This window comes from Dactylosporangium thailandense (assembly GCF_059739745.1).
The window spans coordinates 2,503,179-2,529,182 of the sequence record NZ_AP029195.1 but is presented as its reverse complement, the minus strand read 5'-3'; the positions used below and the strand labels follow the sequence as shown (position 1 = coordinate 2,529,182).

The following is a 26,004-nucleotide window of genomic DNA, read 5'->3' as shown; positions in this document are numbered from 1 at the left end:
GGCCGGTGTGCGCTCAGGCGGCGTGCAGCGCCGAGGCGCCGGCCTCGACCACGTAGGACGCGGTCGTCGTGACCGGCGCCTGGCGCACCTCGATCGTGTCGACCGTGCGGGCGTCGGTGCGCCACTCGTGGCGGTCCACGACGCAGCGCAGGTAGCCGCGCGGGAGCCGTCGAAGTACCGCACGTGCGGGTTGAGGGTCGGGTTCAGGGCCTTCAGCGGGGCGTCGAAGGCGATCGGGAAGTCGGAGCTGATCGACGTGGCGGTGAACTCGACCGCGACCGGGGCCTGCTCCGGCTTGTCGAAGTCGACGCGCAGCTCGCTCAGCCACGTCGAGTGGATGTCGCCGGCCAGCACGACCGGGTTGCGGACCTTCGCGTCGACCAGGTGCCGCAGCAGGCGGGCGCGCTGCGGGGCGTAGCCGTCCCACTGGTCGAGGTTCGCCAGGATCGCGGGCAGGCCGCCGGTCGGGTTGGGGAACTTGATGCGGCTCATCATCACCTGCTGGGCGATGACGTTCCACCGGGCCGGCGAGTGGTTCAGGCCGTCGGCGAGCCAGCGCTCCTGGTCCTCGCCGGTCAGGGTGCCGGTCGCGTTGGCGGTGCCGGCCTGGGGCAGGCCGAAGTCGCCGGGGAAGCCGCCGGGCTGGTCGGTGCGGTACTGGCGGGTGTCGAGGACGTTGAAGCGGGCCAGCCGGCCGAAGTCGAAGCGGCGGAAGATCCGCAGGTCGGGGCTGCCCGGCTTGAGGTTCGCGCGGATCGGCATGTGCTCGTAGTACGCCTGGTACGCGGCGGCTCGCTGGCGGGCGAAGTCGGCCGGCGACTGGTGCCGCGCGCCGGTGTCGTCGACCTCGTCGACCAGCGACGCGTAGTTGTTCTCGGTCTCGTGGTCGTCCCAGGTGACGATCCACGGGAACGCGGCGTGCGCGGCCTGCAGGGCCGGATCGCCCTTGTACTGCGCGTGCCTCGCCCGGTAGTCGGCCAGCGTGACGAGCTGGTCGAGGTCCGGCGTCTGCGGCGCCGTGTGGTTGCGGTCGGCGAAGCGGCTGTGCGGGTCGTACTCGTAGATGTAGTCGCCGAGGTGCAGCACGACGTCGAGGTCCTCAGCGGCCACGCCGGTGTAGGCCGGCCAGTAGCCGTTCTGGAAGTCCTGGCAGTTGACGATGGCGAAGCGCAGGGCGCCGCCGTCCTGCCACGGCCACGGGGCGGTCTTCGTGCGGCCGGTGGTGCTGAGGGCGCCGAGGGCGCGGAAGCGGTAGGAGTACTCGCGGCCGGGCTGCAGGCCGCGCGCGTCGACGTGCACGGAGTGCGCGAGCTCGGGCTTCGCGTACGTCGAGCCGGAGCGGACCACCTTGCGGAACCGGTCGTCGAGGGCGACCTGCCACTCGACCTCGACCGGCTTGTTCGGCAGGCCCGCGCGCAGCAGGCGGGTCCACAGGATGACGCTGTCGGGTAACGGGTCGCCGCTCGCCACGCCGAGCGCGAACGGCGTGGCCGGGTCTGCGGGGTGCCCGCCGTGGCCGGCGTGGTCGGTGTGCGCGGCGGCCGCGGTGGCCGGCAGCAGTACCCCACCGGCCGTCACCGCCGCTCCGGTGAGGACTTGCCGTCGAGTCAGCATGGGCACACCTTGCCGGTCGCACCCGAACTCCGAACGAACTGCACCTTGCCCCCGCAGAGCTTTTCCGCTCCGGTCACCGTCGCTGCTGTGCCGCCATCCACTGCCAGATGTGGAGCCGGCCGACGCTCGGGTCGTTGCGCGCGACGTAGATCCACGACCAGTGGCCCGGGAACTGGTAGCCGTCGCGGATCACGTGGTCGTACAGCGTGATCAGCGAGCGCGGGATGAGGTCGTGGGCGTGCACCGTGTTGGCCTCGGGCGGGACGGTGTCGTCGTCGCGGGAGGCGACCAGCCACGTGGGGGTACCGATGCGCCGCAGCTCGTCATCCGTGATCATCGTATGGCCGCCGGGCCGCAGGGACTCCACGACGCCACAGACCGGGACGGAGGCGGCGAACCCGGTGGGGTACACGGTCGTCATCTTCAGGCTCATGTAGCCGCCGTTGCTGCAGCCCGCGACGTAGACGCGGCGGCGGTCGACCGGGTGGCGGCGGACCAGGTCCTGCACGATCTCGTTGACGAGCGGGGCGAAGCGGTCGCCGTCCTCGAGCCAGTACGAGGTGCTCTGCGGCGCGACGACGTAGGCGCCGGAGAAGATGCGCTGGGCCTCCGGCGTCGCGAAGCCCAGGGCGCCGCGGTTGGCGCGCAGGGTGGTCTCGTTGTCGTAGTAGCCGTCCGGCAGCGATGCACCCTCGCCGCCGCCGTGCAGCCAGACGATCAGCGGGTGGCGGGCGCCCCGGGCCATGCCCTCCGGCGTGTAGAGGCGGTACTTCATCCCGGACGCCGAGGTGTGGTGGCCGAACGCGTCCACCTCCGGGTTGACCAGGTCGCCTCCGGTGAAGCGGTCGATCGTCACCGGGCGGCCGTCGCGCGAGGCGCGCGGTGCCGAGCGTGAGGGCGGCGACCTGCTCGCCGCCGTCGAGCGTCTCGGCGTTGAGCGAGAAGCGCACGCTCCCCGCCGGGCGACCCCCTTGCGGGGCGGCGCCGGCGACGCCGGGGAGGGTCAGGCCGGCGGTGGCACCGGCTCCGGCGGCCAGCAGGCTGCGGCGGTTGACGGCCATGGCGGACTCCCTTGTCCGAGCTGGCGGGCTCCATCGACAAGAGACGATCTTGCCACAGGTCAGGACGCGGGGCCGTTGTCGACGAACACGAATGTGGTCAGCGGGGTGGCGTCGCCGAGCTCCTCCGCGATCAGCCCGTTGGTCCCCGACACCAGCAGGAAGGCGTCGCCGACGCTGATGGTGAACGTCGCCGGGTCGCCGCTCTCCGGTGGCTTGATCGTGAACAGCTGGCCGTCGCGGCCCGGGTCGCAGGCGGTGGCGGCGATGGTGAGCGGCGCGCTGCCGTTGTTCTTCAGCCCGAGGCAGGCCCTGTCCCCCGTGGCCGACCTGATCATGTGGCGGGCTCCCGTCGGTACCAGGACAAACAGCCCCTTGCCGGTGTCGCCGTCGGTGACGTTGAGCCGCCCGCTGCCGTCGACGGCCAGGATGGACTCGCCGGCCTCGGCCGGGCGGATCACGACCCGGCGGGTCCCCAGCAATATCGGCGCGTCCGGCCCGGTGACCGACGGCTGCGGCGCGGCCGGAACCGGCTGCGAGCCCGACGCCGAGGGGGCGGCGGCCGGGGCGGACGGCGGCGGCGGGCTCTCCGCGATGGGGTTCGCGGTGCTACCGCAGCCGGCCAGCGCGGTGAGGCCGGCCAGGACGAACAGAGCGGGGTGTCCTCGCATCCCGGGTCTGTACCCAGCCGAACGCCATCCTGCACATGCCGTCCCGATCAGTCCCGGTCAATCCCGCACGCAGAACTCGTTGCCCTCCGGGTCCGCGAGCACGGTCCAGCCGTCGTGCTCGCCGAGCACGGCGGCGCCGAGGCCGGTGAACCGGGCGACCTCGCCCCGCCGGTCCTCGGCGCGCAGGTCGAGGTGCACGCGGTTCTTGGCGGTCTTCGGCTCCGGCTGGAGCACGAAGAAGAACCGCGGCCGGACGCCCGGCGCGGCCTCGACCAGGACCGTCGGGTCGTCCTCGGGGTCGAGGATGCCGTTGCCGGCCAGGCGGGCGAGCTCCTCCGCGTCGTAGGGCGCGACGGCGTACCCGTCCAGCGCCGCGGCCCAGAACCGGGCCAGGGACGCGGGGTGACGGCTCTCGACGACGACATCATGGATGGTGGCCATCGCGTCAGGCTGCCACACCCACTCCTCGGACGAGGGCGGCCCGAGCATCATGGAAGCAACCGCGGTTTCGCGCGGGCAGCGCTGCAAGAAGGGCGATCGGATGCGGTACACACGACTGGGCCGGACGGGGCTGCGGGTCAGCCGGATCGGTCTCGGCTGCATGAGCTACGGCACCGCCGAGGCCGGCATGCATCAGTGGACGCTGGACGAGGACGCCGCGGCCGCCTTCTTCCGGCAGGCCGTCGAGCTCGGCGTCACGTTCTGGGACACCGCGAACGTGTACCAGGGCGGCACGTCCGAGGAGTTCGTCGGCCGGGCGATCACCAGGTACTCCCGGCGTGAGGACATCGTGCTCGCCACGAAGGTCAGCGGCAAGATGCACGACGGCCCGGGCGGCAGCGGCCTGTCCCGCAAGGCGATCCTCGAGCAGGCCGACGCCTCCCTGCGGCGGCTCGGCACCGACTACATCGACGTCTACTACATCCACCGGTTCGACCCCGAGACCCCGGTCGAGGAGACCATGGCCGCGCTGCACTCGCTGGTGCTGGCGGGCAAGGTCCGCTACCTCGGGGCGTCGTCGATGTGGGCGTGGCAGTTCGCGAAGCTGCAGCACGCCGCGGTGCTGGGCGGGTGGACGACGTTCCGTGCGATGCAGGATCAGTACAACGTCCTCAAGCGCGAGGAGGAGCGGGACATGATCCCGATGTGCCTCGACCAGGGTGTCGGGCTGACGCCGTACTCGCCGCTGGCGAAGGGGCGCGCCGCCCGGCCCTGGGGCGAGCAGACCGCGCGGTCGTCGTCGGACCGCGTCGCCAGGGCGTTCGACCGGGACACCGACCGGCCGGTCGTCGACGCCGTCCAGGCCGTCGCCGAGGCCCGGCAGGTCCCGATGGCGCAGGTCGCCCTCGCGTGGGTGCTGTCCAAACCCGCGGTCTCCTGCCCGATCGTCGGCGCGACGAAGCCGCACCACCTCGTGGACGCCGTCGCCGCCCTCGACCTGACCCTGACCGACGGCGAGATCGCCGACCTCGAGGGGCATTACGCGCCGCAGGACAACTTCTGGTGGTGACCTCCGCCGCTTGACCGCGGTTCAACGCCGCCTCCCCGGGAAGTGCACCGGGCGACCGAACCTTCCCGAAAGGATCCGCCATGACTTCGTGGACGCCCGACGAGCTGCGCCGCATCGCCGCGGCCGACGAGCTGCAGATCGCCCCCACCCGCGCCGACGGCACCCTGCGGGCCCCGACCACGATCTGGGTCGTCCCGGACGGCGATGACGTGTACGTCCGCGCCGTCTACGGCACCGCATCGTCCTGGTACCGCAGCACCCGCGCCCGTCACCAAGGCCACGTCCACACCGACGGCATCGACCGCGACGTCACCCTCACGGACGTGCCCGACAGCGACCCCGTCAACACGCGCATCGACGCGGCCTACCGCACGAAGTACCGCCAGTACGACGCCACCTACGTCAACATGATCCTCGCCCCGGCCGCCCGCGCCACCACCCTCAAGCTCACCCCGAGCTGACCGAAGGACCGGTATGCACGACGCCGCCGCGCATGACGAAGTCGACGGCAGCGGTGGCGTCGATGTCGTCGAACGGGTTGCCGGGCAGGGCGATCAGGTCGGCGACGGCGCCGGGTTCGATCCGGCCGAGGTCGGGCCGGCCCAGCAGGTCGGCGGCGGTGCTGGTCGCCGCGCGCAGTGCCCGCAGCGGGGTGATGCCGCTGTGCACCATGGCGGGGAACTCCCGCCAGTTCTGCTCGTGCGGGAACATGCCGGCGTCGGTACCGAACGCGATGCGCACCTCGCTGGCGGCGACGTTGCGGGCACTGTCGCGCAGCTGATCGCCGTACCGGGCGAACTTCGCGCGCTCGGCCGGATCCTTGCCCCGCCAGTACTCGTCGTCGTCGAGGTGCTCCAGCGCGTCGGAGACCATGAACTGGGTGGGGACGAGGAACACCCCACGCCGCTGCATCAGCGACAGGGTCTCGGCCGACGCGAGGTTGCCGTGCTCGACCGAGCGCACCCCGGCCCGCACGGCGCGGGCGACGCCTTCGTCGCCGTACGCGTGCGGGGTGCACGGCACGCCCAGCTCGGCGGCGGCGGCCACCAGGGCGTCCATCTCCCGCTGCGTGTAGGTGGTCTGCCCGGGGTCGTCGGCGGGTGTCCCGAACCCGCCGGTGGCCCCGAACTTGACCCAGTCGGCGCCGGCGCGGATCTCCGCGCGCACGGCGCTGGTGACGGCGACCGGCCCGTCGGCGAGCACGCCGATCTCGCGGCCGTACTCGGGCGCGAGCAGCGTGGAGATGTCGCCGTGGGCACCGCGGGCCGAGATCAGATGCGGGGCCACGAGCATGCGCGGCCCGCTCACCAGGCCCCGCGCGACGGCGTCACGCAGGTGGATCGTGACCGGGTCGGCCGCGAACGTGGCCAGGTCGCGCACCGTGGTGAAGCCGCGGTCGAGCAGGCCGCGCAGCACCGGTAGCGCCCGCAGGGCCAGCACCGCGGCCGAGTCGGTTACGAACGCGGTGAGCAGGGCCGACGGTTCGACCGTGGTGTGGATGTGGCAGTCGATGAAGCCGGGCAACAGCATGCGATCGCCGAGGTCGAGCACCCGCCTCGCGCCGCGCCCGACCCGCTCGCCGACCTCGGTGATCCGGCCGGCGTCCACCGCGACCTCGGTGTGGGCGGATGGCGCCGCGGCCAGCCCGTCCCAGCACCGCTCGGCGACGACGACGATTCCGGTCGATGTGTCAGCGCTCACCGAAATGCACTTCCCCGAGAACGCCCGGGCATGCGGGCAGCACGGCCCACATCGCCGCAAGACTGTCCAAATGCCCCCTCTTGCTCCGCAATGGTGCGATCGGCCATCCGGCACCTGCGAGCGGCCCGGGCCCCGGCCGGAAAAGCCGCCGATAGGCTCGCGGCGGTCAAAACCCCCGGCCCGTCAGGAGCCCCTTTCCTCACGGGCAGGATCCCCTCGACGAGAGGCGCACGACGATGACGCTGGACACGGCCCTGCTCGGGCAACTGGATGCCGAGGCGCAGCAGGAGAACCCGTCCTCGGCATTCGCCGCGATCGGCGGAGCCGCCGCGGTCTCCGCGGTGGTGGAGGAGTTCTACACGCGGCTGCTGCTCGACCCGGCCCTCGCGGACTTCTTCACGCCGCTGGTCGAGTCCGACGGTCTCAGCGCGCTCAAGCGGCACCAGGTGCTGATGCTGACCAAGGTGCTCGGCGGCCCCGACCGGTACTCCGGCCGCGACCTGCGGGCGGCCCACGCCCACCTGACCATCACCGACGAGGCCTACCGGCGGGTCAGTCTGCACCTGCTGACCGTGATGCACGACTTCAAGGTGCCGATGGACATCCTGCAGGCGGCCGACGACATCCTTCGCTCGGTCAGCTCGCTGATCGTCACCGGGGCGCAGGGGGACGCGCGGTAGTGGACACTGCCGCCCTCAAAGCGAGCTGGGCGCAGGTCGTACCGCTGGGCGATCAGGCCGCCGCCTACTTCTACGCCACCCTGTTCAGCATCGACCCCGGCTTGCGCGCCATGTTTCCCGCCTCGATGGGCGGCCAGCGCGACCGGCTGCTGTCCGCGCTCGGGCACATCGTGTCCAATGTGGACGACTCCGAGACGCTCGTCGCGTTCGTCCAGCAGCTGGGTCGCGACCACCGCCGGTTCGAGGTCCAGCCCCAGCACTACCCCGTGGTCGGGCAGGCGCTGCTGCACACCCTGGCCCACGGGCTGGGGCCCGCGTGGAACGACCAGCTGGCCGCGGACTGGGCCGAGGCGTACGGCATCGTGTCGAAGGCGATGATCGACGCCGCGGCGGCGGTCGACCCGTTCGAGCCGGCCTGGTGGAACGCCGAGATCGTCTCCCACGAGCGGCGCACCGGCGACATCGCGGTGATCACCGTGCGGCCCCAGGGCGAGGTTCGCTACCGGGCCGGGCAGTCCCTCGCCGTGGAGTCGCACCTGCGCCCGAAGGTGTGGCGCTACCTGACGCCGGCCAACGCTCCCCGCCGGGACGGCACGATCGACTTCCATGTCCGGGCCGTGGCCGCCGGGCAGCTCTCCCCCGCGCTGGTGTACCAGGCCCGCGTGGGCGACGTGCTGCGCCTGGGATCGCCGATCGGCAATCGCCTGACCGTGGCATCCGGGCCCGGCCCGGACCTGTTGCTGCTGGCGGGTGGCACCGGCGTCGCACCCATGAAGGCCATCATCGAGCAGCTGGCCGCGGGCCTGGAAGACCGCAAGGTCACCCTCGTGGTCGGCGTCCCGAACCAGTGGGACCTGCACGACCAGGCCGAGCTCGACCAGCTCGCCAACGACCTGCGCTGGGTCCAGGTCATCACGGCCCTGTCCGACGACATCATCGGCGGCCAGCCGATGACCGCGGTCGAGGCCGCCCTGCGGCACGGCTCCTGGCACGATCGCAAGATCTACGTGTGCGGCTCACCGGCGATGGTGGCCGGAACCTGCCAGACGCTGCGCGACGAGGGTTACGCCTCGACCAACGTCCACGTGGAACAGTTCGACGACAAGACCTATGCGCCGCTGCGTGCTTCGCTGACGCCGGAGCGGGTGTTCGAGGAGGTGACCCGACCATGAGCGCAGAATCCACCCCCCGGCGTAGGCCGCTCTCGCCCCATGAGATCCGCAACGTCCGCCTGCGTCAGATCGGCTTTCGCAAGGGTTACGACCCCGCGGAGGTCAACGCGCTGCTGCAGCGGGTGGCCGAGGAGATCGCCGCCCGCGACGCGCAGATCAGCACCTTGCTGAACGACGTGGAGCGGCTCCAGCGGGAGGTGTACGCACGCCGCCACGGCGCGCTGCCCGACAACGCCCCCGTCGGCCTGGACGAGGCCCTCATCTCCGAGCGCATCCAGGCCCAGCAGTACGTCGACGAGATCGTCGCCGCCGCCCAGACCAACGCCGCGCACCTCGTGGCGCAGTCCCGGCAGCAGGCGAACGAGATCATCCGAGCCGCGCACGCCGCGGCCGAGCAGGCCGCGCGCAACTACCGCGCCACCTCGGGGCCCAGCTACAGCCCGGACCGCGAGGAACTGGCCCGGCTGGCCACGCTCGCGCAGTGGGCGATCCGCCAGTTCTCCGGCTTGCGGACCCAGGTCGACGCGACCGACGACGCGGCCCGGCAGGAACTGGCCTCCATCCTCGACCGGCTCGCGCCCATCCTGTATCCCGGCAACACCACCAACGGCGCGGCCTACCCCGGGGACCCCGGCCACCACAACGAGAACCGGTAACCGTCACGCACGGCCGTCGCCGACCGGCGGCGGCCGGTAGCAGCGGCTCCGTGGACGGCGACCCGACGCCGGCCGGGTCGCGGGGGCGCTGGTCAGCACCGTGGGGGAAGCTCGGGTTCGGTCCCGCCCTCGGATCGGGTGGTCTCGGTCCCCGCGGCCTTGATCAAAAGGCGCACGAGCACCGTGACGTAGATCAGGTCGGCGAACATCTGGAGCGTCACCACGATCCGGGCCGGCTGTGACCGCGCGGCGATGTCGCCGAAGCCTACCGTGGCGAACACCGTCGTCGTGAAGTAGAAGGCGTCGACGCGTGTCAACGGCTGGGAGAACGATGCGGGCCGGCCCTGGGCCAGCACGAAATAGCTGGCGGCGAAGAACACGAACAGCAGCGACAGCGTCAGGACCAGCGCTTCCAGGGCACGCAGGCGCGGATGCGGGGACCGAACGACCGCCCGGACCTGCCAGCCGGCCACGAGCCCGACCAGCAGCAGGCCGCCGACGAACTCGAGCGCGGTGGTCGCGGACCACGGCTGTCGCAGCGGTGCGACGAAGTACGCGGCCACGAGGACAGCGGCGACGAGGGCGGAACGCAGGACGGCCACCACGCACCTTCGGGCGCCGGAACCGGACAAGACCTCACCGTCCGCGGGTCGAACGCCGGGACCGCGGCTCCGGCTCAGCCCGGGGACGACGTGGCCGCGAGCCGCTCCGGTTCGCGGCCGGCCGGCTGGATGGGCAGTTCCGGGCGCCGCGAGGCCGGCTCGCCGCGCAGGGTGCGCACCAGCAGCAGGGTGCCCGCGACGACCATCCAGGCGAGGGGCTTGGCCGCCTGCCGGTAGCCGGCGTGCCCGCCGTCGAGGAAGTCCACGCCGATGAACTGCAATGGGCGCACCAGCGGTACCAACGCGACCCAGAACCACACCGAGCGGGCCGCGGAGCCGCGGACCAGCACGCTCGCGACGAGCGGCGGGAGCACCACCAGCGGGTAGTAGCCGAACGCGGGGGTGCTCACCAGGAACGTGCCGATCATCACGATCGCCGACGTGTCGACGAGGCGCAGGCGCTCATCGCCGCCGTTGCGCCAGCGCAGCACCGCGGTGGCCACGGCGATGGCGAGCACCGCCACCCGCACGATGGCCAGGGGCGCGCCGTCGATGCCGATCCGGGGCAGCATGGCCGGCAGGGACGAGTCGTACGGCCGGGCGAACTCGTCCTGGCCCCCGAGCAGGAACGGCAGCGTCCGGGTGAAGAACAGGCCCGGCTCGGGCAGCAGCGGCGTCACCACCGCGCAGGCGGCGACCGGGATGCCGGCCGCCGCGCCCAGCCCCCGCCACTTGCGGGCGAGCAGGAACACCAGCCCGATCGGCACCAGCATCGGCTTGACCGCGATCGACACGCCGATCACCACGCCCGCGGCGAGCCATCGCCCGCGCCCCATGAGCAGCAGCGCGATCGACATCAGGGCCGCCACCGGTGCGGTCCAGTTGCCCAGCTCGACGACGCTGACGGCCGGGTTGAACAGCGCGAACGCGGCGACGCCGGCGACCCCGAGCCAGGAGCGCAGGCCGACGCCGAACAGTCGCAGCGACGCCCACCAGCCGACCAGCAGCAGCGCGCCCAGCCCCCACGGGAACAGCCGCTCCAGGTGAGTGTCGGACAGCGGGGTGAGGACCAGCGCGAACGGCACGCTCGACGGCGGGTAGAGAAACCGGTCCGACTCGTACGGCGAGCCGCCGTCGAGCAGGCGGCGCACCGCGTCGATCACGAGCAGGTTGTCCATGCTGTGCATCTGGCCGGTGAGCGAGATGCGCACCAGCTCCTGGATGAACAGCGCGTAGGCGCCAGCCAAGACGACCCAGGGCGCTCGGCTCTTGAGCATGGCCGCAGCGTAGCCATCAGCCGGGTGAGCGCGGCGGGTGATGTTCCTGCTCACCCTGTCCCGGCTCAGTACCCGGAGTCGATGCCCGACCGGAACGCCAGCGAGCTGCACAGCAGCGTCAGCACCACCATGACCACCAGCATGATGCCGAAGACGACCCCCATCACGACCAGGACCTGACCGGGATCGCCCGAAGACGGCCGCGGCGGGGCGGCCGGCGCGCACGGGGGTTGGTGGCCGGGCCGCGGGCCCTGGTAGCCGTTGAAGGTCGGCTTCCCGGCACCCGGACCGGCACGCCGGGCACCTTGCGGCGGCCGCGGGGCCCGATAGGCGCGGCGGTGCGGCGGCGGGTCGTCGTCGACGAAGTCCCGGTAGGCCCAGTAGGCCTCCTCCTCGTCCTCCTCCTCCCGGCGGCGGCGCTCCTCCTCCTCGTCCTCCTCTGCCTGACGCCAGTACTCCTCTTCTTCCTCGTCGTAGCGCGAGGTCATGCGGTCCCCCGCTCCAGCGCGTCGAGGCTCTGCAGCCGGCGCGCGTCGCCCGTGCGGCCGGCGTGCCGGCGCAGCTCGGCGACGGAGACCTCGGGGACCTCGAGGGCCTCGGCGAGGTGCCGGATCCGGGTCTGGAAGTCCGGCAGCGTCGTGACCGCCGGCAGCGTGGCCACGCCGAGCGCGCGATCCAGCAGCGCGGTCCGGCGCACCGCGGCGTCGCCGCACCAGATCTGGATGAAGTGGTTGTCCCAGAACTGGTACGCCCCGACGCGCGACGGCGACAGCCGGGGCGACTCGCCGAAGGCGCCGGCCGGCATCATCACCCGCCAGCGGCCGCCGTGTTCGTCGAGCCGGCCGCCGCTGAAGACCGTCGATCGGCCGAGCCACGCCCGCCAGATCCGGCCGGGATCGCCGGCGTCCTCGGCCTCGATGAGGTGCTCGACCGAGGAGTCGGCGCACACCCGTTCCAAGAACGGGTCGCGGTGCTCGGCGACGCCGGTGTACGCCAGGATGCGCCCCTCGGTGGTCTCGATCAGGTAGCAGGGCAGGTAGCCCTCGCGGACGCCCTCCTGACGCAGGTTGCGCAGCTGGGCCGGCAGGTTGAACTCGGCGCGGTCGGCCCGCTCGGCCAGCCGGGGCAGGGCCTGCGGGTCGTACGGCGCCGCGGTGAACAGCGGCCGGAACCGCGTGCGGTCGCCGAGCTGCTCCTCGGCGACCTCGGGAACGTCGAGCACCGGGACCGCGCCGTCGTAGTAGGGGCGCGGCAGCGGCCGGCCGCTCTGCCGCTCGATGAGCACCTTCAGCCGGCTGGTGGTCGGGACGTACCGCAGGCCGTCGCGCAGCGAGCGCCGCCCCAGCTCGCGCACGCGCAGCCGGCCGCCCTCGTCGGCGACGAGCTGGATGGCGACGAGGAACGCCAGGCAGCGCTCGACGATGCCGGGCGGGAGGCCGAGGAAGCCGGCCAGCCCGGACCGGTCGTGGATGCCGCCCTCGTGCAGGGCCCGCAGCACGAAGTGGTCGATGAGCTCGAAGTCCTGCCCGTCGTACACCTGCGCGCTCGCCTCGATCTGCCACAGCGGCCACAGCACGGCGAACAGGCGCAGCGGCCGGACTCCGGGCAGCGCGACGGCGTGCTCGACGGCCCGGGTGGCCGGGTAGATGACCCGCCTCATGACCGGCGCCCGGCGGTGTTGGCCAGTGCGGCGGCGATCTCCAGGGAATCGCGGCGGTCGCCGTGGCCGGCGAGGTGCCGGCCCATCGCCACCATGAGCTCGCGGAACGGCTCGTCCCGGGCCGCGCGCAGGGTGCTCAGGTCGCCGACGAGCACCAGCTGCCGGCGGGCGCGCGTGATGGCGACGTTGAAGCGGCGCAGCTCGCGCAGGAAGCCGATGTCGCCGCCCGCGTTGCTGCGCGTGAAGCCGAAGACGACAAGGTCGCGCTCGCCGCCCTGGAACGAGTCGACGCTGCCGACGTGCTCGGTCGTCGCCGGCTCGCCGAGGCGCTCGATGAGCAGCTCCTTCTGGGCGTTGAACGGCACGATGACGGCCCAGTCGCGAAACTGCGGCCGCAGTGCCCGCAGCAGCGTGACGATCAGGTCGGCCTCCAGCTCGTTGCGGTACCCGTGGCGGACCGCCTCGCGCAGGTTGCGCATGGCGGTCTCGGCCCGCTGGGCGGCCGGCCGGTCCGACGTGTCGACCATCGCGAACGGCGAGGCGAACAGGTCGCCGGGCGGGCCGCCCGCGTGCCGGGTCGTCACGCGGCCGGAGTAGAAGCGCTCGGACACGAACCCGGCGATCTGCTCCGGCATCCGCCGCTGGGTGCGCAGCCACACCGCGTTGGACTGCGGCGCGCGCGGGAAGAGCAGCTCGAAGCCGCTGCGGGCGAGCAGGTCGGTCACCGCCGGCTCGACGTCGGCGGCGAGGCTCCCGGCCCAGCGGCGCACCTCCTCGTCGAGGAACGGCGGCAGCTGGCGGTGGTCGCCGACGAGCATGGCGCGCCGCGCCCGCACCAGCGGCACGAGCAGGTTCGGGGTCGAGATCTGGCCGGCCTCGTCGACGATGGCGAGGTCGAAGTCGAGCTGCGACACCAGCGCCGACGTGTCGGTGCCGATACAGGTGGCGCCGACGACGTCGCAGTAGCGGGCGATCTCGCGCTCCAGCTCGCCGCCGAGGTCGGCGACGCGCTCGCGCCACTCGCCGAGCAGGTTCGCCTGCCGCTCGGCGGTCTCCGCGGCCGCGGAGACGACGGCCCGCCACGCCTCCCAGCCGCCCCAGTCGGGGCCGTCCGCGCGGCCGGGCGGATCCGGTGGCAGCGTCGCGGCCGGACGCAGCAACTGCCGCAGGAGCTTGCCGATCCGGCCCGGCTCCGGGGCCAGCTCCTCGAGCGTGCGGCGGGCGGCGTCCTGCGCGGCGTTCAGGCGTACCACCTCCGGATCCCGCGCGCCGAGCGCCGTGATCCGCTGCCACAGCGCCGAGCGGGCCGACTCGGCCGCGGCCAGCCGGGCACCGGCCGCAATCAGTTCCGCCTGGGCCCGCCCGGCGCGGCGCTCGAGCCAGCCGGCGATCCACCGGTGCAGGAACGCCGGCGGGGCGTTGCGAGCGACGCGGGCCCGCGCGGAGGCCAGCCGCCGCCCGGCCGCCTCGGCCGTGCTCGCCCGGCCGGTGTTCGCCGCCCGCGCCGCGGCCAGATCGCGGTCCACGGCGTCCAGCTGCCCGGCCAGGGGGCCGCCGGCGGCCCGGACGGCGGCGGCGATGCGGGCCGGCGCCGCGGCCAGCTCGGCGCGGGCGGCGGCACCGCGGCCGGCGACCGACTCGAGGTGCGCCAGGTACCGCTCGATCAGCGGCCGCTGCCCCCGGACCTCGCGCAGCGCGTCCAGCCGGCCGCGGTCGGCGAGGATCTCCTGGCGCAGCGCCTCGGCCCGGCTCTCCGAGGACAGGGCACGCACCTTGGCGCTCATCCGGTCCTCGTTGCCGATGCGCACCACGCTGAGCTCCGGCGGCAGGTCCTCGAGCACGTTGTCGACGGCGCGGTGGGTGTGCGAGGTGACGAGGACCCGCTGGCCGCGGGCGGCGCACTCCTGCACGACCTGGACGATGGTGCGGGTCTTGCCGGTGCCGGGCGGGCCCAGCACGGCGAGCAGGTCGGGCACGGCGACGGCGCGGCGGAACGCCTCGCGCTGGTCGTCGTCGAGGCCGGCGGCGGGCACCGCGTCGCGGGCCGGCTCGTAGGGCCGGAAGCGGGCGTCGACGAGGTGCTCGAGCAGGTGCGGGTTGCGGGCGGAGCCCTTGCGCAGCGCGGCGACGGCGTCGCGCTGGGCGCGGAAGATGCGGTCGCCGCCGAGCTCGCCGAGCGTGCCCTGGGCCCCGATCTGGTCGTAGTCGGCGCCGGGCTCGAAGCGCACGACGACGTCGCGGCCGTCGACGTCGATGACGCGCCCGCGCAGCTGGGGTGCGTCGCCGAGCTACACCATCGTGTTCTTGGTGAGCTCCGGACGGCGGGCCATCCGGAACCGGTAGACGCCGCGGGCGGAATGCCGCTGCTCCTTGGCCGCTTCCCGGTGGACGTAGGCCTGCGCGGCGCGGCCGGCGAGCTGGGCGAGCTCGATCTGGCGGCCGGCCTCGATGACCTGGTCGACGAGGTCGAGGTAGCGGGCGTGGGCCGGGGCGAGCGACGGGCCGTCCGGCGCCGGGCGGCCCGCGGCCGCCGTCGCGGCGGTCCACGCGCTCCACAGCGCGTCGCCGTAGGTGGTGGTGCGGGGCAGGCTGCCCTGCGCGAACGCCCGGTTGAGGCTCGCGAGGTCGGGCACCGCGCAGATGCCGGGGCAGGACAGCAGCAGCGCACCCTTGAGCAGGCGCTCCTCGTCGCGGAAGCGCCGCCGGGCGGCGTGGCCGAGGTTGTAGGCGTCGCCGGCGCGGGTGGGGTAGAGCCAGCCGACGTGGCGGCCGGCGTACACCGCCATCCGCCAGCCCTTCTGGGTCTTCTCGAGGGTGAGCGGGAGCGCGCCACGCTTCGCCAGCGTGTCGAGCTCCTGGAAGAAGGGCGTGGGGTTGTACTCCAGGTCGGCGAGGAACTTGTCGGAGTACACGAGCGCGATGGGGCCGGGCACGCGCACCGGCGGCGGAATCATGCGCGCGCCCCGGCGGCGGATTCCCGGCGGCCCTGCCGCAGCCCGGCCGCGAGCTCGGCGGCGCCGGGCCGGTGACCCGGATCGGGATCGAGCGCCCGCAGCAGGAGCCGGTCCAGCCGCTCGGGGAACCCCGGCAGCAGGTCACGCAGCGGCGCGGCGGCGGTGCCCGCGCCCGCGCACGCGTGCAGCAGCGCGGCCAGCCGGTACGCGTCGGTCGGCGGGCCCGGCCGTCCGCGAGCCAGGGCCCGCTGCTCCGGCGCCGGGTGCTCGCCGCCCTCGCCGGGCCGGTGCGGCCAGCCCGCGAGCCCGGGATCGCGCAGCCGGCCGCGCCGCCCGGGCAGGGCGACTCGGACCGAGCGGCCGTCCAGCGCACGGTGGGCGTGGCCGCGGCGGTGCAGCGCGGCGAGCCCGTCGGCGACGCCGGCGAGCACGTCCAGGGCGAGGGGCAGCATGAACGGGTCCAGGCCGGGCCGGCCGTCGCCGAACATCTCCAGCCAGCTCTTGCCGGCCGGCGCGTCGAGCACGAGCAGGTGCAGGTCCCCGTCGCGGTGGCGCTCCACGAGCGCGGGCAGCCCGGCCTCGGGGCGCTCGAGGCACGCGGCCTGGGCGTCGAGGCCGTCGCGCATCCGGGCGGCGGCCGGGCCGTCGTCGTCGATCCGCAGCCCGCGCAGCCACACCGGGCGGCCGGCGCCGTCGAGGGCGCGGCCGGCGGCCTGCATGAGCGTCCACGAGCCGTCCTCGGCGCGCACCGTCTCCACCGGGTCGTGCACCAGGTAGGTGCCCATCGCGCCGGCGACCTCCGAGCCGCCGCGCCAGTGCCGCCCGTCGGGGGATGCCGGGCCGATCCGGACCCGCGGGGCGGGGAGCGTTGCGGCCTCGAACGCGGCACGCAGCCGGTCGAGCTGCTCCTCGATGTCGCGCAGCATCGCCCGGGTCAGCGGGGCCGGCTGGTCCGGGCGCACGAAGGCGGGGGCGGGGGCGGCGCCGGTCTGGTCGCGGTACCACCACAGCGCCAGCTCATGGCAGGACTCCAGCACCGTCATCGCCTTCACCGCGTCGCCCGAGTAGCCGTGCACGGCCTCGTTGCCGAGCCGGCGGACGATCTCGAGCAGGTCGTGCACGCGCGCGGGAATGGCGCCGGCGGCGGCCAGCTGCTGCGTGCGCCGGAACTGCGGGGTCCGCGGCGGCACGGTGACGCCGGCGCGGCGGGCCACGGCCTCGGCGAGCGTCTCGGTGAACCGCCGCCCGCGGGCCATGGCGGCGTCCGGGTCGGTGTGCACGTACGCCTCGGCGGTGGCCGCGTCGCCGGCCAGCAGCACGGCCTCGGGCAGGGTGGCCAGCGCGGGGTCGGCGAGAAAGCGGAAATTGCGCGAGTCGTGCACCAGCTGCTGCATGTGACTGGTCATGGCTCCCCCGAGACATTGACGCAAGCGAACAGCGCAGAATATCGGTGAATCGACGCCGATGGAACCGGAAATCCTCGTCTACACCGCCGGACACGACGGCACCACCCGCCATCGGCACGGCACGCCCGGACTCCAGCACCCCGCCCTGCAGGTCGACGACCGCGCAACCGTCGAGGCGGCCCACCGAGCGGCGGCGCGCTCGTGCACGAACCCCGCGAGTATCCGGAGTACCTGGACGGGTACGTAGCGGCCTTCGTCGAGGACCCGGACGGCTCGCGGTGGGAGTCGTCCACATCCCGCAGCCGTAACCGGTGTCCCGGACGCGTGAGGTGGCCGCCCGGCTGGACGGCCACCTCAGGCGTTGAACCTCAGACCAGCGCGAACTTCTGCGCCGCGCTGCCGTTGCAGTCCCAGATCTGCAGCCGCGTGCCGTTGCCGGTCGCCCCGTTGGGCGAGTCCAGGCACCGGCCGGACTGCGGGTTCTTCAGCGACCCGTCGGCCTGCTGGACCCAGTTCTGCCCGCCGACCCCGTTGCAGTCCCACAGCTCGACCAGCGCCCCGTTCGCGGTCGAGTTGCCCACGATGTCCAGGCACCGGCCCAGGGTGCGCAGCGAGCCGTTGGACTGGTGGAACCAGTGCTGGTCGACCGCGTAGGACTGGCAGTCCCACAGCTGGACCGCCGCCCCGTTGGTGCCCGTGTCGTCGGCGGCCACGTCGACGCACTTGCCGCCCGGGCCGTTGATCGTGCCGCCGCCGTTGACGGAGAACTTCTGCGCGCCGCTGCCGTTGCAGTCCCAGATCTGCAGCCGCGTGCCGTTGGCGGTCGCCCCGCTGGGCGAGTCGAGGCAGCGGCCGGACTGCGGGTTCTTCAGCGAGCCGTCGGCCTGCTGGATCCATTTCTGGCCGCCGACGCCGTTGCAGTCCCACAGCTCGACCTGGGTGCCGTTGGCCGTACCGTTGCCGTTGATGTCCAGGCACCGGCCCAGCGTCGACAGCGAGCCGTTCGCGTTGTGCGTCCAGTGCTGGTCCACCGCGTAGGACTGGCAGTCCCACAGCTGCACGGCCGTGCCGTTGGCGCCGTTGTCGTCTCCGCTCACGTCCACGCATTTGCCGCCCGGGCCGGTGATGGTCCCGGACGCCGCCGGAGCGCTGCCGCCGCCGGTGAGCAGGAAGCGGTTGTTGGCGGTGTTCCAGTGCGTGGCCAGATACGAGCCGGCCGGCGGGTTGGTGTTGAAGTAGTCGTCCTTGTTGCAGTCCAGCCGGTTGTCCTGGGCCTGGTCCGCGCACACGACCCGCAGGACCGTGCCCGGCCCGTCGTTGTAGCACATGATGTCGTAGTCGTCGGTGCAGTGCCCGTAGGCGGTGTGGTTCGGCGAACTGCTCATCACCGCACCCATCGCGTGCGTGAGCTCGTGCGCCGCCGGCCCCGAACCCCAGCACCCGGAGTCCACCCGGCTGAAGCTGGCCCCGGAGTTGTTGTAGTTGTCCTGCCCCGGGCGGTCGTCCAGCGTCACGTACGCGACGCCGCACAGGGCGGTCGCGTCGACGTACATCAGGTACTTGCGGTCGGTCCGGTTGTAGCCCTGCGCCTTGATCGCGTTCACCGAGTTGCCGAAGTCGCCCAGCGACCCGTTGTCGATGGCCACATCGGTAACGGCGATGTTGCACGAGCTGTCGGTCACGAACCGGATGTGCCGCACACCGCCGGTCTGGGCCGCGCTGGCGCTGTAGATGTCGTCCACGCCCTGGGTCCAGGTCCGGATCGAGGCCAGATACTGGCTGTACCGATCCGCGTTGCCCGACCCGTGAACGTAGAGCACCTGCACCCGGTTCCCCGACTGCCCGTCACCATCACACACGATGCTCGCCGCGGCCCCGGCCTGCACCGCACTCTTCGACTCCGCGAGCGGCGCCACCGACCGCCGCACATCCGTGCCCGCGAACGCCGCGTCCGGCCCGTGCGAACACGCCCCCGCCACGCTCTTCAGCTCGAACAGCCCCTTGCAACGCCCCGTACCGACCTTGAACCCGTCGTACACGAGACCACGCGCACCGTCATTCGCCGGAATCGTCGGGTCCGGCGGCCCCTGCCGCTGCTGCTGCGCCCACGCGGGCGCCGTACCGATACCGACGACCAGCAAAGCCCCCGCCACAATGGCAAGCACCTTCGGCCGCGGCCTGAACTTCAATCGAAACATGGGCATCTCCCGCTGGCGGACGGGTCAGGAACGCCCAGTGTGTCCCACTAAATCGCCACCGAACAATGTCCAACAGCGAAATGTTTAACTTTGTTGGCTGATCGCAGTGGCTCGCAGCCGGTGAGTCCCCCGGGCGTTGCTCAGGCGCCCGGGGGACGGCGGGACGAAGGACCGCTCAGGCCAGGTACTTCGCCGCGTACTCGTGGGCGTCCTGGATGACCAGCGCCACCCGGTCGGCCGCGTCGTCGAGCGTGCCGTCGACCACGGTCAGCGTGGGCAGGACGCCCTCACGAACGGGCAGGCGCCAGTGCGCGTTGTAGCCGGCCTCGTGCACGCCCGTCGACCCGTACGCCGGATCGCCCAGGCACACGTGCCCGAACGCCCGGTTGGTCCCCGTGAACAGGGCGGCATCGGGCTCGTCGTGCAGCGTCGGCACGGTGTCGCGGTGCCCGGCCTGCACGAGCGGGATGTGCCCGCCGATCCCGTCGAACCAGGCCTCCCCCGCGATGAGCAGGTCGGGGCTGCCCTCCCGCAGCAGGTCGACCAGGGCTCGCAGGCCGTGCACCGTGCTGCCGCGGGGGTCGTTGTTGTACATGGCCGAGATGTCCAGGAACGCGGCGTCGAAGCCGTACTCGTGGTGCAGCCGCACGATCTGCTCGGCCAGGTGCCGCCGCCACGGCTCGTAGGCGGGGTTGATCAGCGCGCCCCAGCTGTGGTCGAAGTGGCGCGAGGCGTCCCAGTCGACGGAGCCGATCGGCAGGTGGCCGCTGGCGTTGAGCAGCTGCCCGGGCGCGGCCCATGTCTCGAAGCCGGGCAGGTCACGGGCGGCGACGTTGGCGCCGAACATGGGCATCACGCGGGCGCCGAGACGGTGCGCGCCCTCGATGAGCCGCCGGAATCCGGCCGCTCCGCCCAGGCGCTCATCGACGTCGAACCGGCCGTACCACCGGTAATATCGCCCCTCCCAACCGGGCAGATAGGCCAGGATCCGCGACGGGTCGATCTGCTCGGACAGCCGTCGCACCGTGGTCAACATGGCGTCGTAGTCCAGGAACACGCGCCCGGTGAAGTGCATCCCGTTGAGCGAGACCACGAGTGCCGTGCGGCGCAGCCAGGCGGGTACGTCCGGGCGCGATGACCACGAGGGCAGGTCGTACGCGGAGCGGATGTGCTCGGTGTGCGAGGCCACCACCGGCGCCAGGTCCGTCACGCGGCGCAGTTCCCACGTCGGCACGGCGAAGTCCGGGCTCGGCCGGGTGGCGTCCGCGTCGGCGATCAGCTCGAAGTCGCATGTGGACGGTGAGGCGAAGTGCGGGACGACGACGAACCGCTTGGCGCGCACCTGGGTGTCCAGGCTGCGCGCGACCGTGCAGGAGCCGTCGGGGCGCTTCAGGCCGAGCAGCGGGGTCGCCAGGTCGTACCAGCCGTTGGGGTATTGCACGACCCGCCCGGTGGCCGGCACCGGCAGGTCGCCCTCGCGCAGGCCGGTGACGTCCCCGGTGGGCTGGTCGTGCAGGACGACGGCGACGCAGCGGATGCCGTCGCGGTGCGTCGCGCGGACCGAGATCCGCACGACGCCGTCCGTGTCGTCGATGCGCACGACCGCGCCGCCGGGGCTGACCTGCTGCCCGCCGGCCCAGGTGAGTTCGCCCGCCGTGACCGTGCCGGTGCCGTCGGCAGTTGTCGCACCGAGCCCGTAGACGTTCTCGCCGGTGTGAATGCGGACGCTGATCGGGCCGAGCGAGGTGTCGATGCGGGGGTGCGGCCACCGGAAGCTCAGGTCGTGCATGGTGCTGACTCCTTCGGGAACGATCAGGACGCGAGCCGGCTGCTGAAGCCGGACTTGCCGGTGGAGACGGCCTTCGCCGGGTCGCCGGTGAACACCCAGTCGCGGATGAACTGCAGATACGGGCCGGTCGGGTCGATGAACAGGGAGTTGTACTTCGCGGTGACCGGCACCTTCGCGGTGGCGACGAGCTGGTTGGCCTGCAGCAGGCGCGGCTCGGCCTTGGTCAGCTCGTTGTCGGCGGTGTCGGAGCGGACGGTGAGCTGGCCGGTCTTGGCCACGACCGTCTTCTGCACGTCCTCGGACATGCTCCAGGCGATGAAGTCCCACGCGGTCTTCGCGTTCTTGGCGCCGCGGGCGATGCCGACGACGTCGCCGCCGAGGAACGACGCGGTGCCGGACGTGCCCGGGATCGGGGTGACGCCGAAGTTCAGGCCGGCCTGCGCCTTGTAGACGCTGACGGCGAAGCTGCCCAGCGCGATCATGCCGATCTTGCCGGACTGGAAGCCGTTGAGCCACGTGGCGCCGTTGTCGTCCTTGACCGCGGCGGGCATGAGCTTCTCGTCCCACATCGTCTTGTGCGCGTTGAGGGCGGCCGCGACGGCGGGGTCGTCGAGGGTGGCCTGGGTGCCGTCGGCGTTCATGATGTCGCCGCCGCTGGCCCAGATGTACGGCAGCAGCGTGTAGGCGTTGCAGCCGGCGCAGTTGCCGGCGAAGGAGAACCCGTACGTGTCCCCGCCCAGCGCGGTGATCTTCCGGGCGTCGGCGACGAGCTCGTCCAGGGTGGCCGGCGGCTTCTGCGGGTCGAGGCCGGCCTTGGTGAACAGGTCCTTGTTGTAGTACAGCATCGAGACGTCGAGCTGGTGCGGCAGCGCGTAGACCTTGCCGTCGGCGGTGCTGATCCGCACGGCGGCCGGGGCCAGGGCGCTCTTGTACGGCAGCGCGTCGACGAGCTTCGTGATGTCGGTCAGCAGGTTCTGGCTCGTGAGCGACTTGACGTTGGCGATGTCGACGGCGACGAGGTCGGGGGCGTCGCCGCTGCGCACGGACTGGACGTACTTCTGCACGTACTGCGCGTCCGGCACGGTCAGCATCGTGATCTTGCGGTTGGGGTTGGCGTCGTTCCAGGCGGCGACGAGGGCCTTGTCCATCGGCTCGTCGGCGGCGCGGACCCAGAGGGTGGCCGGGCCGTCGCCGGTGAGGTCGCTCGCGGCGGACGGGCTGTCACCGGGGGCGTCGGTGTTGCTGCAGGCGGCTAACACAAGGGCGACGAGGGCGGCCAGAGCCGGCGCCAGGCGGCGCGTAGGGGGCATTGCGGGCTCCTAAAGGAAAACTAACCTTTGACGGCGCCGCCGGTCAGCCCGGCGACGTAGTAGCGCTGCAGGATCAGGAAGATGACGACGCAGGGCACCGCCGCGAAGACCGCTCCGGTCTCGAGCACGCCCCAGTTGAGCGTGCCGCCGGCGCCGGTCTGCAGGTTCGCCAGAATGACCGGGAGGGTGTACGACTGCTGCCTGGTCGTGAAGATGAGCGCGGCGAGGAACTCGTTCCAGGCGGTGAAGAAGGCGTAGAGCGCGACGGTCGCCACGCCCGGGGCGACCATCGGCACCAGCACCCGCCGCAGCGCCGTGAACGTGCCGGCGCCGTCGCAGATCGCGGCCTCCTCGACCGCGGCGGGCACCGAGGCGAAGGCGGCGCGCATGGTGAAGATGCCGAAGGGCAGGGCGAACACGGTGTAGACGAGCACGAGCCCGAGCCGCGAGTTGGTCAGGTGCAGGTCGTCGAGGATGACGTAGAGAGACGGCACGATCGACTGGAACGGGATCATCAGCGTGGAGAGCACGACGAGGAAGAGCAGTCCCCGGCCCCGGAACCGGAAGCGGGCGAAGCCGTAGCCGGCCAGGACCGACAGGGCGCTCGCGGCGAGCACGGTCCCGGCGGTCACGAGGGCGCTGTTGAGGACGTTGTGGAACAGGCCGGCGTCGAGCAGGCGGCGGTAGTTCTCCAGGCTCGGGTCGTGCGGCAGGAGGGTCGGGGGTGTCTGGGCGAACTCGGCGCCGGTCTTGAACGAGGCGATCACGAGCCAGCCGAGCGGGGCGACGAAGAGCAGGGCGAGGAGCCCGAAGACGGTGTAGAAGGGGACGGCCGGCAACCAGCCGGGGCGCCGGGTCACGAGTCCTCCCGGGAGCGGGTCAGCAGCAGCTGCACGGTGGTGAGGATGAGCAGGATGGCCATGAGCGCGATCGACATGGCCGCGGAGTAGCCGAGGTTGAAGTCGATGAACCCGGCCCGGTAGATGAGGTAGACGACCGGGATCGTGCGGTTGTCGGGGCCGCCCTGGGTGAGGATGAAGAACTGGTCGAAGGCGAGGTAGCTGCCGATGACGGTGAGGATGAGCACCAGCGCGAGCGTCGGGCGCAGCAGCGGCAGCGTGATGGAGCGCAAGACCCGCAGCCGCCTGGCCCCGTCGACCTCGGCCGCCTCGTAGAACTCCTTGGAGATGGCCTGCATCCCGCTCATGAGCAGCAGCATCGTGAGGCCGACGGTCTTCCAGACGACGAGCGCGACGACGACCGCCAGGGCGGTGGGGAAGCTGCCGAACACCGAGACGGGGCCGTCGGCGAGCCCGCTGCCGCGCAGCAGGTCGGGCACGATGCCGATGCGGTCGTCGAGCAGCCACAGCGTCATGTAGCTGGCGGTGGCGAAGCCGATGACGACCGGCATCACGAACGCGGTGCGCAGCAGCCCGACCCCGCGCCGGCGGTGGCGCACCGCGGAGGCGAGCGCGAAGCCTACGACGAGCAGCGCCGCGGTCACGATGACCGTGTAGAGGGTGGTGAAGCCGAGGCTGTGCCAGAACGTGGCGTCGCCGCCGAGGCGCCGGTAGTTGGCGAGGCCGATGAACCGGCGCGAGCCGAGCAGCGACCAGTCGTAGCAGGACATGACCGCGGTGACGATCACCGGCAGCACGAACAGCCCGAGCACCAGCAGCACGGCCGGCGCCACCAGCAGCAGTCCGAGCCGCTGCCGGCGGGCCTGGGGGCCGAGCCGCCGTCGCTGCGTCATCGATGCTCCTTCCGAACGCGAAGTTCCGAGGTCCGAGTTACGTAATCGTTTTCGTAGAGGGCACGTTACAGCCCTGCGTCCGGATCATGTCAAGTATCCCAGCTGGAGTTTCTGCTACAGTGACGTTCGCCGAAGCTCAACGAAATCGGTTAAGGAGCGATGTGACCGCCGCACGCAGCTCACCGGGCCGCGTCACCATGCGCGACGTGGCCTCCGTCGCCGGGGTGTCGACCGCGACCGTGTCGAAGGTGCTCAACGACCGGCCCGACGTCGGCCCCGAGGTCCGCCAGCGCGTGCTGGACACCATCGGCCGGCTCGGCTACCGGGTCAACGCGGTCGCCCGCGGCCTGCGCGCGCGGACCACCGACACCATCGCGATCCTGACCGACGACCTCGAGGGCATCTTCACCACGACGCTCATGCGCGGCGTCGAGGAGGCCGCGTCGGAGTACGACGTCTCCGTGCTGCTCGCCAACAGCTACGGCGACCCGGAGAAGGAGCGCAAGCACCTGCGACGGCTGCTCGACCGGCAGGTCGACGGGCTCATCATCATGTCCGGCAACCGGGTGCGGCCCCGCTCCGGCCCCGCGCTGCCCATGCCGGACACGCCCTACGTGTTCCTCTACGAATACGGCATGGCCGAGCCGGTCCCGAGCATCCTGCCCGACGACCGCGGCGGCGCCGCCCTGGCCGCCCGGCACCTGCTCGACCTCGGCCGCCGCCGCATCGGCTTCATCAACGGTCCCGCCTCCTGGGAGGCCACCGCCGACCGGCTCGACGGCTTCACCGCGACCCTGCGCGAGGCCGGCGCCGAACCCGACCCGCTGCTGATCCGGCATGCGGCGTCCTGGTCGCCGGAGGACGGCTACGCCCTCACCGCCGCGCTGCTCGACCTCGCGGAGCCCCCCGACGCGGTCTTCTGCGCCAGCGACGACCTGGCCACCGGCGCCCTGGCCGCCATCCACGACCGCGGCCTGCCCATCCCCGGCGCGGTGGCCGTCGTGGGCTTCGACGACCGCTCCCTGGCCGTCCACCAGCGCCCGCCGCTCACCACGGTGGCGCTGCCGCTGCTGGAGATGGGCCGGGTGGCCGGGCAGCGGCTGCTGTCCGCGGTCAACGGCGAACCCCAGTCCCACGAGCTCATCCGAGTGCCCTGCGAGCTGCGGGTCCGCGCCTCGACCGCCTAGGCCCATGCGACGCCGAACAGGAAGGCTACGGCGACGTCAACATTGGGCAGCCGAGTTGCGCACTATCCGCCGATGACAGCACGCGACGATGGTTTGTGGGTCCCGGGCTCGGGTTGTTCGGAGGCGGATGGTCGATCACGATGACGGGACGGCCGGGTGCGTGATTGGAGCAGGGTCTTGAGTGCCGTGTCAGTCCAGCAGGTTCTGCTCGCCATGGCGGGCAACCCCGCGCTGCTCCCGGAGCATGTCGACGCTCTCATCGCGATCGGAGACCCGGACGTGCTGTTGGAGGTCGCGCGGGAGCAGCGTCTGACCTTGGCGCAGACCGGCCGAGTGGCCGGCTACGGGCAGCGTGACCTCGCGCTGGCGCTAGTCCAGGCCGGGAACCTGCCGGTGGAGCGAATCTCCAGGGATGATCCGTGGGCGATGCTGGCCGGGATCGGCCGCGCGGACGCACCGGACGAGTGGCTGACGCTGTTGGCGTCATGGCCGGATCCAGTGGTGCGCCGAGCGTTGGGTGTGCATGCGATGGAACGACCGGACATCGCAGTCCTGGTTGCCGATGACGCTGACTGTTCCGTCGCCGCGTGCGCCGCTCAACTGTACGAACTGCCCGAGGACGGCGATGGCAGATCCAGAGATCACCTTTCTCGTCGCGACGAACTGGGCGGTGCCCGCCGGTCTGCTGCGCCGCCTCTACGACGGTGATGCCGGCCGCTGGCGAGAGATCGTACTGGCGAACCCGCGCACGCCGTTGGATCTGCTGATCCGGCACAGCCGTGAGGGAGGCGTGCCAGCGGCGGAAA

The 26,004-nt window shown here is 72.5% G+C and carries 24 protein-coding genes and 1 pseudogene; 7 read left to right on the top strand and 18 right to left on the bottom strand.

The window, feature by feature from the left end; genetic code table 11:
* Positions 1 to 13 precede the first annotated feature (13 nt).
* The 5 genes and pseudogenes from AC6JBM_RS11190 to AC6JBM_RS11170 all read right to left on the bottom strand — a co-directional run bounded on the left by AC6JBM_RS11190 (position 14) and on the right by AC6JBM_RS11170 (position 3,784).
* Entirely contained in the window at positions 14 to 139 is a 126-nt protein-coding gene (locus tag AC6JBM_RS11190) for a hypothetical protein (RefSeq protein ID WP_497983532.1), read from the bottom strand.
* Between the two features lie 77 nt (positions 140 to 216).
* Positions 217 to 1,614 (bottom strand): annotated as a pseudogene (locus tag AC6JBM_RS11185) (alkaline phosphatase D family protein); the annotation flags it as partial.
* Between the two features lie 73 nt (positions 1,615 to 1,687).
* Positions 1,688 to 2,470, bottom strand: coding sequence for a carboxylesterase family protein (locus AC6JBM_RS11180; RefSeq protein WP_497983531.1), 783 nt, complete (start codon positions 2,468 to 2,470; stop codon positions 1,688 to 1,690).
* 264 nt (positions 2,471 to 2,734) lie between these two features.
* Positions 2,735 to 3,343 (bottom strand): hypothetical protein, encoded by a 609-nt coding sequence (locus tag AC6JBM_RS11175; protein WP_497983530.1) that lies wholly within the window; start codon positions 3,341 to 3,343, stop codon positions 2,735 to 2,737.
* A gap of 57 nt (positions 3,344 to 3,400) precedes the next feature.
* Positions 3,401 to 3,784, bottom strand: a complete 384-nt coding sequence (locus AC6JBM_RS11170) for a VOC family protein (protein WP_497983529.1) — start codon at positions 3,782 to 3,784, stop codon at positions 3,401 to 3,403.
* Between the two features lie 100 nt (positions 3,785 to 3,884).
* Here AC6JBM_RS11170 and AC6JBM_RS11165 point away from each other — a divergent pair, with 100 nt between their 5' ends.
* Both AC6JBM_RS11165 and AC6JBM_RS11160 read left to right on the top strand, forming a co-directional pair.
* A complete protein-coding gene (locus AC6JBM_RS11165; protein WP_497983528.1) occupies positions 3,885 to 4,853 on the top strand; it encodes an aldo/keto reductase in 969 nt (322 codons plus the stop codon).
* An 80-nt stretch (positions 4,854 to 4,933) separates the two neighbouring features.
* On the top strand, positions 4,934 to 5,314 hold the full coding sequence (locus AC6JBM_RS11160; RefSeq protein ID WP_497983527.1) for a DUF2255 family protein: 381 nt from the start codon (positions 4,934 to 4,936) through the stop codon (positions 5,312 to 5,314).
* Here AC6JBM_RS11160 and AC6JBM_RS11155 read toward each other — a convergent pair.
* Positions 5,301 to 6,554, bottom strand: a complete 1,254-nt coding sequence (locus tag AC6JBM_RS11155; protein ID WP_497983526.1) for a metal-dependent hydrolase family protein — start codon at positions 6,552 to 6,554, stop codon at positions 5,301 to 5,303. The genes AC6JBM_RS11160 and AC6JBM_RS11155 overlap by 14 nt on opposite strands.
* Before the next feature lie 236 nt (positions 6,555 to 6,790).
* Here AC6JBM_RS11155 and AC6JBM_RS11150 point away from each other — a divergent pair, with 236 nt between their 5' ends.
* The 3 genes from AC6JBM_RS11150 to AC6JBM_RS11140 are packed head-to-tail and all read left to right on the top strand — an operon-like array spanning position 6,791 to position 9,062.
* Positions 6,791 to 7,234, top strand: a complete 444-nt coding sequence (locus AC6JBM_RS11150; protein WP_497983525.1) for a group I truncated hemoglobin — start codon at positions 6,791 to 6,793, stop codon at positions 7,232 to 7,234.
* On the top strand, positions 7,234 to 8,406 hold the full coding sequence (locus AC6JBM_RS11145) for a globin domain-containing protein (protein ID WP_497983524.1): 1,173 nt from the start codon (positions 7,234 to 7,236) through the stop codon (positions 8,404 to 8,406). The genes AC6JBM_RS11150 and AC6JBM_RS11145 overlap by 1 nt, the downstream gene beginning before the upstream one ends.
* Positions 8,403 to 9,062 (top strand): DivIVA domain-containing protein, encoded by a 660-nt coding sequence (locus tag AC6JBM_RS11140; protein WP_497983523.1) that lies wholly within the window; start codon positions 8,403 to 8,405, stop codon positions 9,060 to 9,062. The genes AC6JBM_RS11145 and AC6JBM_RS11140 overlap by 4 nt, the downstream gene beginning before the upstream one ends.
* Before the next feature lie 92 nt (positions 9,063 to 9,154).
* Here AC6JBM_RS11140 and AC6JBM_RS11135 read toward each other — a convergent pair whose 3' ends face one another.
* The 12 genes from AC6JBM_RS11135 to AC6JBM_RS11080 all read right to left on the bottom strand — a co-directional run bounded on the left by AC6JBM_RS11135 (position 9,155) and on the right by AC6JBM_RS11080 (position 24,011).
* Positions 9,155 to 9,664 (bottom strand): potassium channel family protein, encoded by a 510-nt coding sequence (locus AC6JBM_RS11135; protein WP_497983522.1) that lies wholly within the window; start codon positions 9,662 to 9,664, stop codon positions 9,155 to 9,157.
* 74 nt (positions 9,665 to 9,738) lie between these two features.
* Complete coding sequence (locus AC6JBM_RS11130; protein ID WP_497983521.1) at positions 9,739 to 10,941, bottom strand: glycosyltransferase family 87 protein; 1,203 nt, start codon at positions 10,939 to 10,941, stop codon at positions 9,739 to 9,741.
* Positions 10,942 to 11,006: 65 nt separating this feature from the next.
* Positions 11,007 to 11,429: a hypothetical protein gene (locus AC6JBM_RS11125; RefSeq protein ID WP_497983520.1), complete on the bottom strand. Its 423-nt coding sequence runs from the start codon at positions 11,427 to 11,429 to the stop codon at positions 11,007 to 11,009.
* The gene (locus AC6JBM_RS11120; RefSeq protein WP_497983519.1) at positions 11,426 to 12,601 is read right to left on the bottom strand and encodes a hypothetical protein; all 1,176 of its coding nucleotides are present in this window, start codon (positions 12,599 to 12,601) and stop codon (positions 11,426 to 11,428) included. Before AC6JBM_RS11120 ends, AC6JBM_RS11125 begins: the two co-directional genes overlap by 4 nt.
* Positions 12,598 to 14,829, bottom strand: coding sequence for a DEAD/DEAH box helicase (locus AC6JBM_RS11115; RefSeq protein WP_497983518.1), 2,232 nt, complete (start codon positions 14,827 to 14,829; stop codon positions 12,598 to 12,600). The genes AC6JBM_RS11120 and AC6JBM_RS11115 overlap by 4 nt, the downstream gene beginning before the upstream one ends.
* A 60-nt stretch (positions 14,830 to 14,889) precedes the next feature.
* On the bottom strand, positions 14,890 to 15,555 hold the full coding sequence (locus AC6JBM_RS11110; protein ID WP_497983517.1) for a hypothetical protein: 666 nt from the start codon (positions 15,553 to 15,555) through the stop codon (positions 14,890 to 14,892).
* Positions 15,552 to 16,961 carry a hypothetical protein gene (locus AC6JBM_RS11105; protein WP_497983516.1) on the bottom strand — a complete coding sequence of 470 codons (1,410 nt, stop codon included), beginning with the start codon at positions 16,959 to 16,961 and terminating at the stop codon, positions 15,552 to 15,554. Before AC6JBM_RS11105 ends, AC6JBM_RS11110 begins: the two co-directional genes overlap by 4 nt.
* A gap of 368 nt (positions 16,962 to 17,329) precedes the next feature.
* A complete protein-coding gene (locus AC6JBM_RS11100; RefSeq protein ID WP_497983515.1) occupies positions 17,330 to 19,114 on the bottom strand; it encodes a ricin-type beta-trefoil lectin domain protein in 1,785 nt (594 codons plus the stop codon).
* A gap of 220 nt (positions 19,115 to 19,334) precedes the next feature.
* Positions 19,335 to 20,948, bottom strand: a complete 1,614-nt coding sequence (locus tag AC6JBM_RS11095) for a hypothetical protein (RefSeq protein WP_497983514.1) — start codon at positions 20,946 to 20,948, stop codon at positions 19,335 to 19,337.
* Positions 20,949 to 20,971: 23 nt separating this feature from the next.
* A complete protein-coding gene (locus AC6JBM_RS11090; protein WP_497983513.1) occupies positions 20,972 to 22,258 on the bottom strand; it encodes an ABC transporter substrate-binding protein in 1,287 nt (428 codons plus the stop codon).
* Positions 22,259 to 22,278: 20 nt separating this feature from the next.
* Positions 22,279 to 23,118, bottom strand: coding sequence for a carbohydrate ABC transporter permease (locus AC6JBM_RS11085; RefSeq protein WP_497983512.1), 840 nt, complete (start codon positions 23,116 to 23,118; stop codon positions 22,279 to 22,281).
* Positions 23,115 to 24,011, bottom strand: coding sequence for a carbohydrate ABC transporter permease (locus AC6JBM_RS11080; protein ID WP_497983511.1), 897 nt, complete (start codon positions 24,009 to 24,011; stop codon positions 23,115 to 23,117). Before AC6JBM_RS11080 ends, AC6JBM_RS11085 begins: the two co-directional genes overlap by 4 nt.
* Before the next feature lie 161 nt (positions 24,012 to 24,172).
* On the opposite strand from AC6JBM_RS11080, the gene AC6JBM_RS11075 reads away from it, so the two are divergent.
* On the top strand, positions 24,173 to 25,198 hold the full coding sequence (locus AC6JBM_RS11075; protein WP_497983510.1) for a LacI family DNA-binding transcriptional regulator: 1,026 nt from the start codon (positions 24,173 to 24,175) through the stop codon (positions 25,196 to 25,198).
* A 186-nt stretch (positions 25,199 to 25,384) separates the two neighbouring features.
* Positions 25,385 to 25,906, top strand: a complete 522-nt coding sequence (locus AC6JBM_RS11070) for a hypothetical protein (protein ID WP_497983509.1) — start codon at positions 25,385 to 25,387, stop codon at positions 25,904 to 25,906.
* Positions 25,907 to 26,004: the final 98 nt, after the last annotated feature.